We start from the raw sequence: 14358 nt of genomic DNA, 5'->3' as shown, positions 1-14358 counted from the left end.
CGGACAGACCTGCGTCGTGCTTCGAGGCTGGCTTCACGGCCGATCGTCGATCGTCGGCGCCTCAGCGCGACGAAGGGAATGGGTGCCTTGACCGTCCGGCCTTCGTCCGTTCTTCGAGGTTGATCCAGAATTGCCGGGTCCGCGACCTCGTCGGACGTCTTGAGGCACCCGATCCTGTTGGGAAGCCCGGGAACGCCGCCCTCTCGGCGCACGCGCCCGGCGGCTCACGGAAAGCCCTGGCCCGGCGGCAGGGGCGGGGTGTCGCGCAGGAGCGTGATCGTCACCCGGCGGTTGGCCGCGATGTAGGGGTTGTCCGGGAAGAGCGGCTCGGTGTCGGCCTTGCCCGACACCACCGTGAAGCGCTCGTCCGGCACGCCGTTGCTCGCCAGGATCTCGCGCACGCTGATCGCCCGGCCCGCCGAGAGCTCCCAGGGCGGGGCCGGGGCGCGCAGCCCCGGGCGGGTCGCCGCGGTGTAGCCCGAGATCGCGATCTTGTTCGACATCCGCCGGATCGCCGGGGCGAGCCGCTCCAGCACCTGGCGGGTGCGGTCGTTCGGCCGGGTCGAGCCGTCCGGGAACATCGAGCGGCCGTCCTGGTCCACCAGCGAGACGTCGAGGCCCCGCGCCGTCTCGTGGATCAGCACGTTCTTCGAGAGTTCGGCGATGTCGGGCAGGTCCTGCAGGGCCTGGCGCAGGCTCGCCATCGCGAGCCCGAACCCGTCCCGGAAGCCGTTCTGCGGCACGCCGTTGTCGAAGACCTCGTCGGGCAGCGGCGGCGTCGTGCGGTCGGAGGCCTTGTCGGGCGTCACCGGGCGCAGGTCGCGCAGGCGCGTGGCGCTCGGCAGCCCGTCCTTCTCGATGATGCCGTTGAAGCGGCTCTCCTTGTTGACGCCGAACGCGTCCCGGAACGAGCCCGCGACCGCCTGGAGCTTGCGCTGGTCCTGCGTCGAGTAGGCGCAGACCATCACGAAGAAGCTCATCAGGAGCGCCATCAGGTCGGCGAAGGTCACGAACCAGCCGTGGCCCCCGTGGGCGCCGCCCCGCTTGCGTCTGGCCACCGATCCACCCTCCGGCTCGGGAGAGGCTCACGCCGCTTCGGCGGCGAGCTCCTCGCGGTGGTTGTGGGGCAGGTAGGCGATCAGCATCTCGCGCACCAGGGAGGCGCTCTTGGCGTCGCGGATCAGCAGGACCCCGTCGATGATCAGCGAGCGCGACACGTCCTCCTCTTCCAGCTTGACGTGCAGCTTGTCGGCGATCGGCAGCGTGATCATGTTGGCGATGAGCGCGCCGTAGAGCGTGGCGAGCAGCGCCGTCGCCATGGCCGGGCCGAGCTTGGAGGGATCCGACATGTTGGCGAACATCGACACCATGCCCAGGATGGTGCCGATCATGCCCCAGGCCGGGGCGCAATCGCCGAAGGCGCGGTAGACCTTGGAGCCTTCCTCCAGGTGCATGAGGAAGTTGTCGCGGTCGCGCTCCATCGTGTCGCGGATGAAGTCGCGGTCGTAGCCGTCCGCGATGTAGCGCACGCCCTGGGCCAGGAACGGGTCGGAGATCTCCATGTTCTCCAGCGCCATCGGGCCCGACTTGCGCACCACCTCGGCGATCCGGGTGATCTCCTCGATCAGGTCGCGCGGCCGGACGGCCCGCATGCTGAAGGCGTAGCGCAGGCCCATCGGCACGCCGTGCACGATGACCGAGAAGGGGAAGCGCAGCATCGTGGCGGCGGTGGCGCCGCCGAAGATCACGATCAGGGCGTGCTTGTCGACGTAGGACGCGAAGTGGCCGCCGTCGACGAGGATCAGCACGATGACCACGGCGAAGCCGCCGATCAGGCCGAGGCCGGTTGCGAGATCCATGGCGCCGACGGGTCCCCGAGGCCCCGCGGGACGCCGGGGCTGCCTTTAAGGTTAAGGCGGGCCGGCTCAACGAAGCGTAAAGGCGCGGCGCGGCGGCCCGACCGTCATGCGGCGTTCAGGCGCGATGCGCCATACCAGGATCGGCCGACGGAGCGGCGGCGCGCCGGGTTCCCGAGAGGATCCGCGCCAGGGGGTTTCGGAGTCTCGACCACATGCGTCTGATGCGTCTCTACGCGCGGGTGATGCGCCTGCTCGGACCCGACCTGCGCCTCGGCGTCCTGCTCACCGTGGCCAACGTCGCGCTCGCCGCGGCGGCCTTCGCCGAGCCGGTGCTGTTCGGCCGCATCATCGACCGGGTCACCCGGTTGCCGGCGGGGGCCGAGGGCGCGCCGGGCTTCGGCGAGCTGACGCTGCTCGTCGGCGCCTGGGTGGGCTTCGGCTTCTTCACCATCGCGGCCGGGGTGCTGATCGCGCTCCACGCCGACCGCCTCGCGCATCGCCGCCGTCTCGGCGCGATGGCCGGCTACTTCGAGCACGTCCTCGACCTGCCGCTCGCCTTCCACTCCGCGAACCATTCGGGCCGGGTGCTCAAGGCCATGCTCGAGGGGACGAACGGCATGGCCTGGCTCTGGCTCGGCTTCTTCCGCGACCATTGCGCCGCGCTCCTCTCGCTGACCGTGCTGCTGCCGATGACGCTGTTCCTGAACTGGCAGCTCGGCGCGATCCTGCTCGTCCTCGTCGCGGCCTTCACGGCCCTCACCGCCTTCGTGCTGCGCCGGACCGAGACCCTGCAGGGGAGGGTGGAGCAGTACCATTCCGGCCTCGCCGAGCACGCCTCCGACGCCCTCGGCAACGTCGCGGTGATCCAGTCCTTCACCCGCGCCAAGGCCGAGAAGGACGCGATGCGCGGGATCATCCGCAACCTCCTCGACGCGCAGACCCCGGTCCTGTCCTGGTGGGCGCTCGCCTCGGTGGCGACCCGCGCCTCGGCCACCCTGACCATGACGGCGATCTTCGTCACCGGCCTCGCCCTGCACTTCCGCGGCCAGGCCAGCGTCGGGGACGTCGTCTCCTTCATGAGCCTCGCCACGCTCCTGGTCGGGCGCCTCGACCAGGTCGTCTCCTTCGTCAACGGGCTGTTCATGCAGGCGCCCAAGATGCAGGAATTCTTCGACATCCTCGACACGGTGCCGGCCGTCCACGACCGCCCGGGCGCCCGCGCCGCCGGGCGCATCGCCGGCGCGGTCGCGTTCGAGGACGTCACCTTCTCGTATGACGGCCGCCGCCGCGCCCTCGACGGGATCAGCTTCGCGGTCGCGCCCGGCGAAACCGTCGCCCTCGTGGGCACGACCGGCTCCGGCAAGTCGACGACCCTGAGCCTGCTCCACCGCGCCTTCGATCCCGCGACGGGCACGATCCGCATCGACGGCGAGGACATCCGCGACCTCTCGGTGGCCTCCCTGCGCCACAATATCGGCGTCGTGTTCCAGGAGCCGATGCTGTTCGCCCGCTCGATCCGCGAGAACCTGCAGGTCGGCCGCCCGGACGCCACCGACGCCGAGATGCTGGAGGCGCTGGAGCGGGCGCAGGCGAGCGATTTCCTGGCCCGCCAGCCGGACGGCCTCGACACGGTGATCGGCGAGCGCGGCCGCTCGCTCTCCGGCGGCGAGCGCCAGCGGCTGTCGATCGCCCGCGCCCTGCTCAAGGACCCGCCGGTCCTGATCCTGGACGAGGCGACGAGCGCCCTCGACGCCGCCACCGAGCGCAAGCTGCAGGGCGCGCTGGACGCCGTCATGCGGGGCCGCACCACCTTCGTGATCGCCCACCGCCTCGCCACGATCCGCAACGTCGACCGCATCCTGGTCTTCGAGGCCGGGCGCATCGTCGAGGCGGGCAGCTTCGACGAGCTGGTGGCCCTGGGCGGGCGCTTCGCGGAGCTCGCCCGCGCCCAGTTCATGGCGGCCGAGGCGCCCTCCGACGCCCTCGCCCTGGCGGCCTGAGCGACCGGCGCGCGCTCGTCCGCGCGGAGCGGTGCCGGAGGTCCGGCGCCGGACCGGTGCCGGACACCGCGTGCCTCGCGGCGCGGCTTCGACCGCCCTGCCGCCCTCGACGGGGGCGCGAGAGACTGGCTGGACCTCGTGCGTAGGTTGAGCGCGGCGCCTCCTCCGCGGAGGCGTGCGCGCCGTCGGCGTCGCGTCGGAGCGGTCTCGTCCAGGATCGTCGCGGCCCCTCGCGCGACATTGCCCGGCAACCAGGCCCGCACGCGAGATCACGGCCGTCCCGGTCCTTCGCGTCCCGGCAGGTTAATCTGAAATCCTCATTCGTTTAAGACGAATTTAAGCGCACGCCTCTCCCGAAATCGACGGGGGGACTTCACGTCCTGCCGGAAGTACACTCTCCATGGTTCCGCCGAAATGCTGGACGAACGTGTCGCCCGCGGCCCCGATCGTCGGCCGCGCCTCCGGGTTGGAGGCGCGGTCGGGGTGGGCGCCCGCTGGGTCACGGATGAAGAGTTCCCCAATGTCGGATGCGTCGCTTCTCCTGAAACTCGCCGCCTCGATGACGCTCGTCGCCGCCGCCGGCCAGGGCATCCGCATCGCCCTCGACGCCTGGATCCGCCTCGCGCCCGCGGGAGCCGCGGAGGAGGTCGCCGAGCAGTAGCGCGGGGCGCGAGATCTTCGATTACACTCCCTTCCGGTTGTGCTGCCTCGCCCCGCGCGGCCGAGACCGGAGGGCTCCATGATCCGCCGCTTCACCGCCGTCGCGTCCGCCCGGAACGAGCGCGCGGCCGACGAGCTCCTCCCCGCGCTGGCGCGTCTCGCGGCGCATCGCGGCTGCGACCGGTCGCTGCTGGTCAGCGCCGTGCTCGGGCGGCTGCTCGCCCCCGCGGGCCCGTTCGGGGCGCCGCCGGGCCTCGCGGTGTTGCGCGACCGCCTCGCGGCCCTGCGCGCGGACGCCAAGTTGGTCGAGTACCTTCGGACGAACATCGCGTTCGAGACCGACGCCGCCCATCGCCGGTCCGTCGATGGCGATTGAGGGCGGCCGGCCGCCGGGGCGATGCGACCGCTGATCCGGGATCCGGTTGATCCAAGCGGATCCCGGATCACGCGCCCGCGCGGCGCCTGAGCGAGGCCCAGATCCGACATCCCGAAGGGATCGAGCGGATCACGAGCCCGCGCGGCGCCTGAGCGAGGCCCAGATCCGACATCGCGAAGGGATCGATCGGATCACGCGCCCGCGCGGCGCCTGAGCGAAGCCCACATCCGACATCCCGAAGGGATCGATCGGATGTGGGATGACCACCGGGCGGGGCCTAATGCAGCGTCCCGTCCGGCCCGGCACCGGGATCGAGCGCCTCGGCGAAGGGGAACTCGAACAGGACGAGCCCAGTCTCGTCGGTGACTTCGAGGCTCGCCGAGAGCAGGCGGGAGGAGGCGGCGCTCTCGCGCAGCACCTCCCGGATCAGCGCGCGGGCGACCTCCCAGGCCTCGTCCGCGTCGCGCAGGACCCGGCCGTCCCGGTCGGGGAGAAGGTCCTCGCCGACGCGGGTCGCGAAGAAGTAGCGGGGCATCGGGTGGCCTCGTCAGGGTTTGGGGCAGGCGGGATCCGCGGGACGCGGCGCCCGCGGGAAGTCGAGGACGGCCCGCGCGTAGGTCTCCACCACCTCCGAGAAGGGCTGGCGGGCGGCCGTGAACAGCACGGCCCGGTGGCTGAACAGGGCCTCCGGGATCGGGAGCGGCCCGCAGGCGCCGCCCGCCGGCGCGGCCTGATCCCAGCCCTCGGGAAGGGGCTGCCACAGGAGGCGGCTCTCCACCGTCTGGCGGGTCGGCTTCAGCTCCTGCACGGCGCGGCCGAACGGCGTGTCGGTGGTCTCAAGCACCCGGTTCATCTCCGGCGTGAGGCGCGCCGGAACGTACCAATTGTCCGCTTCCGACAGGACGTGCTCGCCGCAGGCGAGGCGCACCCGGCGGTAGTGCACCGGCTCGTCGGGGCCGACCTGCAGGCGCTGGCGGGTCTCGGGGCTGGCGGGGCGGTCGATCTCGCGCACGAGGCGGGCGACGAGGCGGGGCTCCGGGGCGAGGCGATGGGCCCCGCACCACGCTTCGAGGGTCGCGGTGGCGCTGCGCGCCGCGAGGAGCTGGGCGTTCAGCGTCTGAACCACCGCCGTCGCCTCGACGCGGCTCAGGTAGGTGTCGGGCCAGGGGCTGGGCGCGGCCGGGGAGGCGGCCTGCGCGGGCAGGGCGGCGAGGGCGATGACGGGGAGCAGCGGGCGGATCGGAACCATCGGGGCGTCCTCGGGAACGGTGGCGGGTCGTCCCGCACCGCCTGCCTCACCGCCCGCGCCGAGGGAAGTGGCAATGAGGCCCCTGGCGCTCGCCGCCCGGTCGCGTATGAGGGAGCCGCGCTGACGCAGGGAGACGACGATGTCGGGCGGTCACGGGTCGGTCGAGGGGTCGAACAAGAAGGTGGCGCTGCTGATCTCGGTTCTGGCGCTGTTCCTGGCGCTGGGCGAGACCTTCGCCAAGAGCGCGCAGACGGACGCGCTCGGGGCGAACGTCCAGGCGAGCAATCTGTGGTCGTTCTTCCAGGCCAAGACGATTCGCGCCACGATGGTGCGGACGGCCTCGGAGCAGGCGGCGCTCGAGGCCGGCGCGGCGCCGGACGCGGTCAGGAAGCAGGTCGAGGATTGGCAGAAGACGATCGCGCGCTGGGAATCCGAGCCCTCCACCGGGGAGGGGCGCAAGGAACTCGCCGCGCGCGCCAAGGAGGCCGAGGAGAGGCGCGACCTCGCGCTCGCGCGCTACCACCATTACGAGGTCGCCTCGGCGGCCTTCCAGATCGGCATCGTGCTCGCCTCCGCCCAGGTCATCACCGGGATCGTGGCGCTCGCGGTGGCGGGCGGCCTGCTCGGCGTGGCCGGGATCGGCATGCTCGGGGTCGGCCTGCTCGCGCCCCACGCCATCCACCTGTTCTAGAGCGGCAACCCGATCACGTTGCAATCGGGTGCCGCTCTCGATCTTTGATCTTGCCGCATTGTCCGCGACGAACCGGCATCCACTTCGTCGGAAAATGCTCTAGCGCAGCGCCTCACCCGAAGACCTCGCCCGTGATGGTCCGGTACCACGCCGCCGCCTCGGCGGCCTCCTCGGCCCGGACCGCCGCGGGCGCGTCGAGCGGGCTGGTCCCGCCCGCGCCCTCGACATCGGCCAGCACGCCGTTCGCCGGGTGGTACACCCCCGCGACGGAGATGCCGTAGCCGGGGGCGACGAGGCTGTAGCAGGTGTTGATCAGCTTCGGGGCGGCGGGCGCGCGCCCGGCCAGGAGGTCGGCGACGGCCTGCGCGCAGACCTTCGCCTGGGCATTGGCCGAGAAGGCGGATTTCGGCATCGCCCCGGCGATCGCGGCGTCGCCGATGACGTGGATGCCGGGCACGAGGCGGGACTCGAAGGTGACCGGGTCGATCGGGCACCAGCCCGACCGGTCGGCCACGCCCGCCGCCGCGGCGATCGGCGCCGCCCGCTGCGGGGGGATGATGCAGGCGACGTCCGCCCGGTAGTCCTGGAAGTCGGTCCTGACGGTCATCCCGGCCGGATCCACCGCCGTGACCTGCCCGCCCTCCGCGAGCGGCACGTATTCCAGGTGGTCGGGATAGAGCGCCGTCCAGGCCGCCTGGAACAGCTTCTGCTTCGAGAACGTGTCCTTGGCGTCGAGCACGATCAGCTTGGAGCGGGGCTTGCGGGCCTTGAGCAGCCAGGCGATCAGGCTGGCGCGCTCGTAGGGGCCGGGCGGGCAGCGATACGGGTTGCCCGGCACCGCCATCACCACCGTGCCGCCATCCGGCATCGCGGCGAGCTGCCGGGCGAGGAGGTCGGTCTGCGCCCCGGCCTTCCAGGCATGGGGCATCGCCTCGGCGGCGGCCTCGTCGTAGCCAGGGATCGCGTCGAAGCGCAGGGCGATCCCGGGCGAGAGGATCAGCCGGTCGTAGGCGAGGCTGCCGCCCCCCGCCAGGGCGACGCTCCGCCTCGCCCCGTCGATGCCGGTCGCACGGTCCTGCACCACCGCGATGCCGGCGGCCCTGAGGCCCTCGTAGCCGAAACGCTGCGCCGCCATCGGCTGCAGGCCGACGATGACCTCGTTGCTGAAGGGGCAGGCCGTGTAGCCGGGCTCGGCCTCAACCAGGGTGACCGCGGCGCCCGCGTCGCGCAGGGCCCGGGCCGCCGAGGCGCCGCCGAAGCCGCCCCCGACGATGACGACGCGGCCCCCCGCGCCCTCGGCCAGGGCCGGCCGGCCGAGCGCGAGGCCGGCGAGCCCGCCGAGCACGATCCGTCGCGTGGTCCGCGTCACGGCGCCCCCTGCTGCGAGAGATAGACGGCGATGGCCCGGCTCTCCTCGGGCGTGAAGCCCTTGGCGATCCGGGTCATCACGCTGGCCGGGCGCGCGCCCGCCCGGTAGGCCGCGAGGGCCTCCTCGATCTCCGCCGCCGGACGGCCGGCGATCGGCCCGAAGGCGCCCTCGCCGTGGGCCGCGTGGCAGCCCGAGCAGGAGGAGGCGCCCGGCGGCGCCCGCAGCGGCGCCGCCCGGGCCGCGGGCGGGACGGCGAGCGCCGCCCCGCCGAGGAGGAGCGCGCCGAGACCCTTCACGCGCGCCGCAGGTCCGTGTTGCGCAGCGGGAGCTGGCGCACCCGCTTGCCCGTGGCCGCGAAGACGGCGTTGAGGACCGCCGGCGCCGCGACCGCGATGGTCGGCTCGCCGACGCCGCCGATGAAGCCGCCCGAGGGCATCAGGATCGCCTCGACCGCCGGCATCTCGTCCATCCGCATCACCGGGTAGGTGTCGAAGTTGGTCTGCTCGATGCGCCCGTCCTTGACCGTGCACTCGCCGTGGAGGGCCGCCGAGAGCCCGTACACGAAGGAGCCCTCGACCTGGGCGGCGATCTGCTGCGGGTTGACCGCCACGCCCGGATCCGTCGCCGCGACGATCCGGTGGATCCGGACGCCGCCGTCGTCGCGCAGCGACACCTCGGCGGCGCCCGCCACGTAGCTGCCGAAGCCCATGATCTGGGCGAGGCCGCGATGCACGCCCGCGGGCGGCGGGCGATCCCAGCCGATCCGCTCCGCGACCGCGTTCAGCACCGCGAGGTGCTTGGGATGGTTCGCCATCAGCTTGCGGCGGAAGGCGAGGGGATCCTGCCCGGCCGCGTGCGCCACCTCGTCCATGAAGCACTCGAGGTAGATGGCGTTCGGGTTGGTGTTCACGCCCCGCCAGAAGCCCGGCAGGATGTGCGGGTTGCGCATCGCGTGGTCGATCAGGAGGTTGGGGATCGTGTAGCCGATCGCTGCCTCGGCCCCGCCGGGATTGAGGCCCTGGAAGGTCACCGGATCCTTGCCGTCCGGCCCGAGCCGGCCCGGCACGATCGCCGCCAGGATCGACTGGCCGGAGATGCGCATGTGCAGGCCCGTGAGCTGTCCGTCCCGGTCGAGGGCGGCGCGCATCCGGCACTGCGTGACCGGGTGGTAGCGGCCGTGCGTCATGTCCTCCTCGCGGGTCCAGATCAGCTTGATCGGCGTCCCGGGCATCTCCCGGGCGATCAGCACCGCCTGCCGCACCCAGTCCTGCGTCGCGCCGCGCCGCCCGAAGCCGCCGCCGAGGTGGATCTTGTAGACCTCGCATTGCCGCGGGGAGAGGCCGGCCGCCTCGGCCGCCGCGGCCAGCGCCGCCTCGCCGTTCTGGGTCGGCGTCCAGACCTCGCACCGCTCCGGCGTCCAGCGGGCGGTGGCGTTCATCGGCTCCATGGTGGCGTGGTTCTGGAACGGGACCGCGTAGGTCGCCTCGACCACCCTGGCGGCGTCCCGCAGGGCCGCCTTGGCGTCGCCGGTCTTGTTGCCGACGAAGGCCTCCTCGGCGTCGAGGCCCTCCCGCAGCATGGCGGCGATGGTCGCGCTCGACGCGGCGGCGTTCGGGCCCTCGTCCCAGACGATCGGCAGCGCCTCGACGGCGGTCCTGGCCCGCCAGAAGGTGTCGGCCACCACCGCGACGGCGGTCTCCCCGACCGGCACCACCTTCCTGACGCCGGGCATCCGCTCCACCGCGGCGGCGTCGAAGCTCCTGACCCGGCCGCCCACCACCGGGCAGTCGCGGATCGCGGCGTTGAGCATGCCGTCGAGCCGCAGGTCCATGCCGTAGACCTGGCTGCCGTCGAGCTTGGCGGCGGTGTCGAGCCGCTTCAGCGGCTTGCCGGCGATGGTCCAGTCCTTCGGATCCTTGAGGGGAACGTCCTTGGGCGGCGGCATGGCGGCGGCGCGGGAGGCGACCGCTCCGAAGGTCGTGGTGCGGCCCGAGCCCGGATGCGCGATCACGCCCTTCTCGACCCGGCACTCTCCGGCCGGCACGCCCCATCCGGCCGCCGCCGCGGAGACCAGCATCAGGCGGGCGGCGGCGCCGCCCTGGCGGACCGCGACGTAGGATTCGCGGATGCCGCGGCTGCCGCCGGTCGAGAAATCGCCCCAGACGCGGCGGCGGGCGAGGTTCTGGCCCGGCGTCGGGTACTCGGTCGTGACCCGGTCCCAGTCGCAGCCGAGCTCCTCGGCCACGAGCTGGGCGAGGCCCGTCAGGGTGCCCTGGCCCATCTCGGAGCGGGCGATGCGGATCACCACGGTCTCGTCGGGCCTCACCACCACCCAGGCATTGATCTCGGGCGCGGAGGCCGCGGCGGCGCCCGGCGCGGCCTCCTCGGCGCCCGCGCCGGGAACGTGGAAGCCGAGGCTGAAGCCGCCGGCGACGGCGGCGGCGGCGGCCAGGACGCCGCGGCGGGACGGGGCTCGGTTCAGGTCCTGCGTCATCCCGGCCTCCCTAGCCGCGCCCGCTCTCGCCGCCCTCGGCGGCGAGGCGGATCCCGGCGAGCACGCGGTTGTAGGTGCCGCAGCGGCAGATATTGGTGATCTCCCGGCGGATCTCCTCGTCGGAGGGCCGCGGGTTCTGCGCCAGCAGCGCCGCCGAGGCCATGATCATGCCGGATTGGCAGAAGCCGCATTGCGGCACGTCGAGGGCGGCCCAGGCCTTCTGGACCGGGTGCGAGCGGTCGGGGCTCAGCCCCTCGATGGTGACGATCCTCTGGGATTCGCCCAGCGACGAGACCGGGACCGAGCAGGAGCGCACGGCCTGCCCGTCGATGTGAACCGTGCAGGCCCCGCATTGCGCGATGCCGCAGCCGTACTTGGTTCCGGTCAGCCCGACCTGCTCGCGGAGCACCCAGAGCAGGGGCGTGTCGGGCTCCGCGTCGACCTCGCGCACGGACCCGTTCACGGTGAGACGCATCATGGCGATCCTGCCCCTCCCTCGGGCGCGGCCGTGCCGCGCTGCGGTGCCGCTGCCCAGGGCCGGTCCACCGTCCAAGCGCACGGGAACTAGGCGGCGCGGCAGCGCCGTCAATCGGCGCAGGCGCGACCGGACGCCATCTCCGGTTGCTGGTCCCGCGCAGGTCGCAGGTGTTAGTCCGTGCGGGAGACCGAGCGAGCCGCCAAGACCATCGAGCCGCCAAGATCATCGAGCCGCCATGACCATCCACGTTCCCCCGGGCCGCGGAGATCCGGCGCTGCGCCGCTTCAGCGCCGAGGATCTGCGCCGGATGATCGGGGCCGGCATCCTCGACGAGGACGAGCGCGTCGAGCTGCTGGACGGAGAGCTGGTCGAGAGGGCGGCGAAGGGCTACGCGCACGACCTCGTCAAGAACCGCTTGGCGCGGCGCTTCTCCTCCATCCTCCCCGAGTCGCTCTATCTCGCGACGGAGAGCACGCTCCAGCTCGCTCCGGACACCCTGGTCGAGCCCGACCTTCTGGTCGCGCCCGAAACGGCTCACCGCCCGGCCCCGTCCGGATTCTGCGCGATACCCGGGCCCGAGATTCTGCTGGTGATCGAGGTGGCCGCTTCGAGCCTCGCCTACGATCTCGGCCGCAAGGCCCGGCTCTACGCCCGCTCCGGCATTGCCGAGTCCTGGGTGATCGCTGCCCAGGAGCGGCAGGCGCGGGTGCATCGCGGGCCGCGCGGCGAGGCGGGCTACGCCGAGATCCGCGACCACGGACCCGATTCCGTCCTGGTGCCGCGGGCCGACCTCCTCGCCGGCGTCACGGTCCCGCTCGCGGACCTGGTCTGACGGCCTCGCGCCTCAGCGGATCGCGGTCGCGCCGCTCGCGGCGGTGACCTGCATCGGGCTCCCGGCCTGCGGCGCGCCGCCGAGCGTGACCCGTCCCACGACGAGCAGCAGCGCGAGGCTCCAGAACACCGCGATCGCCACTCGGCGCGCGCGCCGGTCGCCGGCCTCCGTCGGGCTCGCCGGCACGGCGGTCAACCGCTCGCCGTAGGGATCGTAGCCGGTGTCGGGGCGCTCGCTCATGGGGCGGAATCTCGCGTCGCGAGCCCGCGCAATCAATGGACGCGCTTTTCGAACTTCGCTCGGTTCGGAGAAGTCCCTGCTCCGGGGCTGCCGCCGCGTGGAAGACTCTTCCCCGGCCGCGCGGGCCGCTCATTCCACCTCCGAAAAATCCCTTCGGGTTGGCGGATGTGGGCTTCGCTCAGGCGCCGCGCGGGCGCGTGATCCGGGATCCGGTTGAACCAAGCGGATCCCGGATCACATCCGCGCCGCGGCGGCGGTGCCGTGGCGGTGGCGCAGCCCGTCGACCTGCTCCTCGACCGCCCGGAACGCGGCGAGGGCCGGCCCGGTGAGCGCGTGCGCGCTCGGCAGCCGGATCTTCATCGGGTCGACGAAGCGCCCGTTGATCGCGACCTCGTAGTGGACGTGCGGCCCCGTCGAGAGGCCGGTGGTGCCGACCGACCCGATCACTTGGCCGAGATGCACCCGCGCCCCCGGCACGATGCCGCGCGCGATCCGGGCCATGTGGTTGTAGGCGGTGACGTAGTTGTTGGCGTGCTGGATCTCGACGCGGTTGCCGTAGCCCGAGCGGGCGCCCGCCGCGATCACCACGCCGTCGCCCGTCGCCATGATCGGCGTGCCCCGGGTCGCCGCCCAATCGACGCCGTTGTGCATCCGGTAATAGCCGAGGATCGGGTGCAGGCGCGCCCCGTACGGGGAGCTGATCCGCCCCTCGGCCACCGGCCGCCGGATCAGGAACTTGCGCGTCGAGCGGCCCTCCGCGTCGAGGTACTCGACCTCGCCCGTTCCCGGCCCCCGGAACCGGTAGAGGCTCTGCGTCTCCCCGCGGCTGCGCAGGGCCGCGAAGAGCAGTTCCGGCTTGGAATCCTCGTCGGCGGTGAAGAGGAGTTCGACGTGGTCGCCGGGCCCGGTGCGGCTCTGCAGGTCGCTGCCGGAGGCCAGGACGCGCACGAGGTCCTCGATGACGCCGGGCGGGACCCCGTTCTTCAGCGCCGCGCCGTAGAGGCTCTCGTAGAGGCTGACGCCGCCCTCCTCCTCGGCCGCCGGCGCCCCCGGCCGCGGCGGCGCCACCGACACGAAGCCGCCGCGGTCGTTGGCGGCGGCGATCTCCTCGATCCCGTCCTCGCCGTAGAGCGTCACCCGGGCGATGCCCGGCGTCGGGCCCTCGCGCGCGATCAGCAGGCGCAGGTGCTGGCCCTCGGGCAGCTCGTCCCGCGCGCGCGGGCTCAGCGCCGCCAGGATCGCGGCGACCCGGTCGGGCCCGGCGCCGTTCTCGCGCAGGATCGCCGCCAGGGCCTGATCCTTGCCGATCACCGCCTCGCGGGTCTCGAACAGGGGGCCGGCCGCGGCCGCCGCGGTCTCGGCGATCTCGGTCAGGTTCTCCGGCAGGATCTTCACGTCGATCGCCCCCGCGGGGGCCTCGTCCTCCTCGCGGCCCGCCCCGAGGCGCAGGGCCCGCGAGAGCATCCGCTCCGGCGGGAAGGCAGGGGGCAGCGGCCCCGGCCCCCCGGCGAGGCGCTGCGTCTCGGCCACGAGCGCGTCGACCTCCTCGTCCGAGAGGGCGGGGGCCTCGGTCTCCGGCGCCTCCGCCAGGGGCGAGCGCACCAGGGTCACGGCGGTCTCGGCCGGATCGCTGCCGGTCTCCTCGGTGACGGCCTCGCTCCCGGCGCCGCGCATCGGGTCGAAGGGCGGGATCGGCGCCTCGGGGGCGCGCAGCGACAGGTCCGTGGCCACCTGCACCACTTGGTGGACGCGGATCACCTCGCGCTCGCCGACGGTCTCGCTCAGCGGTGCGCGGAACTCGCGCTTGGCCGCCACCACGACCTCGTCGCGCACCAGCCGGTCGCCCTTGCGCGCGGCGAATTCCGCGGGCGCGGTCCCGGCCTCGCCGGGCGCGCCCGCCTCGGCACGCGGGTGCAGGGCGAGGTCGGGCGGGACCGCGACGATTCCGTCCGAGGCGGCGAGGTCGAGGGCGAGGCCGAGCAGGGCGGCGCCGGCGATGCCGGTGAGCAGGCAGGCGGCGAGCCAGCGCAGGCTGACCTTCTGGCCGCCCGGACGCGAGAAGGCGGTGTCGTCGAGGATGTCGGAGGCACCGGCCTGCACGCGCGAACCC

Annotated in this window: 15 protein-coding genes; 5 read left to right on the top strand and 10 right to left on the bottom strand. The window is 73.2% G+C overall.

All coding sequences use genetic code 11. From position 1 onward, the window contains the following. Positions 1–224: 224 nt before the first annotated feature. Positions 225–1058, bottom strand: coding sequence for an OmpA/MotB family protein (locus QA634_RS15510; protein ID WP_012332868.1), 834 nt, complete (start codon positions 1056–1058; stop codon positions 225–227). A 27-nt stretch (positions 1059–1085) separates the two neighbouring features. Then, a complete protein-coding gene (locus QA634_RS15505; RefSeq protein ID WP_012332867.1) occupies positions 1086–1859 on the bottom strand; it encodes a motility protein A in 774 nt (257 codons plus the stop codon). A gap of 212 nt (positions 1860–2071) precedes the next feature. Between QA634_RS15505 and QA634_RS15500 the strand changes: the two genes are divergently transcribed. The 3 genes from QA634_RS15500 (at position 2072) to QA634_RS15490 (ending at position 4895) form a co-directional block, all read left to right on the top strand. After that, positions 2072–3859: a glucan ABC transporter ATP-binding protein/ permease gene (locus QA634_RS15500; protein ID WP_012332866.1), complete on the top strand. Its 1788-nt coding sequence runs from the start codon at positions 2072–2074 to the stop codon at positions 3857–3859. 520 nt (positions 3860–4379) lie between these two features. After that, positions 4380–4520 (top strand): hypothetical protein, encoded by a 141-nt coding sequence (locus tag QA634_RS15495; RefSeq protein WP_168169156.1) that lies wholly within the window; start codon positions 4380–4382, stop codon positions 4518–4520. A 78-nt stretch (positions 4521–4598) separates the two neighbouring features. Next, positions 4599–4895, top strand: a complete 297-nt coding sequence (locus QA634_RS15490) for a hypothetical protein (protein ID WP_012332864.1) — start codon at positions 4599–4601, stop codon at positions 4893–4895. A gap of 277 nt (positions 4896–5172) precedes the next feature. Here the strand turns inward: QA634_RS15490 and QA634_RS15485 are convergent, their stop codons facing one another. Continuing rightward, entirely contained in the window at positions 5173–5430 is a 258-nt protein-coding gene (locus tag QA634_RS15485) for a DUF6894 family protein (protein WP_012332863.1), read from the bottom strand. Positions 5431–5442: 12 nt separating this feature from the next. Continuing rightward, entirely contained in the window at positions 5443–6144 is a 702-nt protein-coding gene (locus QA634_RS15480) for a hypothetical protein (protein ID WP_012332862.1), read from the bottom strand. Between the two features lie 139 nt (positions 6145–6283). Between QA634_RS15480 and QA634_RS15475 the strand changes: the two genes are divergently transcribed. Further along, entirely contained in the window at positions 6284–6835 is a 552-nt protein-coding gene (locus QA634_RS15475; protein ID WP_012332861.1) for a DUF4337 domain-containing protein, read from the top strand. A 112-nt stretch (positions 6836–6947) separates the two neighbouring features. Here the strand turns inward: QA634_RS15475 and QA634_RS15470 are convergent, their stop codons facing one another. From QA634_RS15470 to QA634_RS15455, 4 genes are read right to left on the bottom strand one after another with little or no spacing between them, the layout of a single operon-like run. Then, positions 6948–8204 (bottom strand): NAD(P)/FAD-dependent oxidoreductase, encoded by a 1257-nt coding sequence (locus QA634_RS15470; RefSeq protein ID WP_012332860.1) that lies wholly within the window; start codon positions 8202–8204, stop codon positions 6948–6950. After that, the gene (locus QA634_RS15465; protein WP_012332859.1) at positions 8201–8500 is read right to left on the bottom strand and encodes a c-type cytochrome; all 300 of its coding nucleotides are present in this window, start codon (positions 8498–8500) and stop codon (positions 8201–8203) included. Before QA634_RS15465 ends, QA634_RS15470 begins: the two co-directional genes overlap by 4 nt. Further along, the gene (locus tag QA634_RS15460) at positions 8497–10698 is read right to left on the bottom strand and encodes a xanthine dehydrogenase family protein molybdopterin-binding subunit (RefSeq protein WP_012332858.1); all 2202 of its coding nucleotides are present in this window, start codon (positions 10696–10698) and stop codon (positions 8497–8499) included. The genes QA634_RS15465 and QA634_RS15460 overlap by 4 nt, the downstream gene beginning before the upstream one ends. Positions 10699–10708: 10 nt before the next feature. Beyond that, the gene (locus tag QA634_RS15455; protein WP_012332857.1) at positions 10709–11176 is read right to left on the bottom strand and encodes a (2Fe-2S)-binding protein; all 468 of its coding nucleotides are present in this window, start codon (positions 11174–11176) and stop codon (positions 10709–10711) included. A gap of 235 nt (positions 11177–11411) precedes the next feature. Here QA634_RS15455 and QA634_RS15450 point away from each other — a divergent pair, with 235 nt between their 5' ends. Further along, a complete protein-coding gene (locus tag QA634_RS15450) occupies positions 11412–12008 on the top strand; it encodes a Uma2 family endonuclease (protein WP_012332856.1) in 597 nt (198 codons plus the stop codon). A gap of 12 nt (positions 12009–12020) precedes the next feature. Here the strand turns inward: QA634_RS15450 and QA634_RS15445 are convergent, their stop codons facing one another. Further along, positions 12021–12248: a hypothetical protein gene (locus QA634_RS15445; RefSeq protein WP_012332855.1), complete on the bottom strand. Its 228-nt coding sequence runs from the start codon at positions 12246–12248 to the stop codon at positions 12021–12023. A gap of 234 nt (positions 12249–12482) precedes the next feature. Then, positions 12483–14348 (bottom strand): M23 family metallopeptidase, encoded by a 1866-nt coding sequence (locus QA634_RS15440; protein ID WP_012332854.1) that lies wholly within the window; start codon positions 14346–14348, stop codon positions 12483–12485. Positions 14349–14358 lie beyond the last annotated feature (10 nt).

Origin of the sequence: Methylobacterium sp. CB376 (genome assembly GCF_029714205.1) — a bacterium.
GTDB lineage: Bacteria > Pseudomonadota > Alphaproteobacteria > Rhizobiales > Beijerinckiaceae > Methylobacterium.
Note: the sequence above shows the minus strand (reverse complement) of the source record. Positions and strands in the feature narration are given on the sequence as shown.

Coding starts and splice junctions, on each gene's coding strand:
- QA634_RS15505 (WP_012332867.1), bottom strand. CDS start 1,859: ATGGATCTCGCAACCGGCCTCGGCCTGATCGGCGGCTTCGCCGTGGTC.
- QA634_RS15500 (WP_012332866.1), top strand. CDS start 2,072: ATGCGTCTGATGCGTCTCTACGCGCGGGTGATGCGCCTGCTCGGACCC.
- QA634_RS15495 (WP_168169156.1), top strand. CDS start 4,380: ATGTCGGATGCGTCGCTTCTCCTGAAACTCGCCGCCTCGATGACGCTC.
- QA634_RS15490 (WP_012332864.1), top strand. CDS start 4,599: ATGATCCGCCGCTTCACCGCCGTCGCGTCCGCCCGGAACGAGCGCGCG.
- QA634_RS15485 (WP_012332863.1), bottom strand. CDS start 5,430: ATGCCCCGCTACTTCTTCGCGACCCGCGTCGGCGAGGACCTTCTCCCC.
- QA634_RS15480 (WP_012332862.1), bottom strand. CDS start 6,144: ATGGTTCCGATCCGCCCGCTGCTCCCCGTCATCGCCCTCGCCGCCCTG.
- QA634_RS15475 (WP_012332861.1), top strand. CDS start 6,284: ATGTCGGGCGGTCACGGGTCGGTCGAGGGGTCGAACAAGAAGGTGGCG.
- QA634_RS15460 (WP_012332858.1), bottom strand. CDS start 10,698: ATGACGCAGGACCTGAACCGAGCCCCGTCCCGCCGCGGCGTCCTGGCC.
- QA634_RS15455 (WP_012332857.1), bottom strand. CDS start 11,176: ATGATGCGTCTCACCGTGAACGGGTCCGTGCGCGAGGTCGACGCGGAG.
- QA634_RS15450 (WP_012332856.1), top strand. CDS start 11,412: ATGACCATCCACGTTCCCCCGGGCCGCGGAGATCCGGCGCTGCGCCGC.
- QA634_RS15445 (WP_012332855.1), bottom strand. CDS start 12,248: ATGAGCGAGCGCCCCGACACCGGCTACGATCCCTACGGCGAGCGGTTG.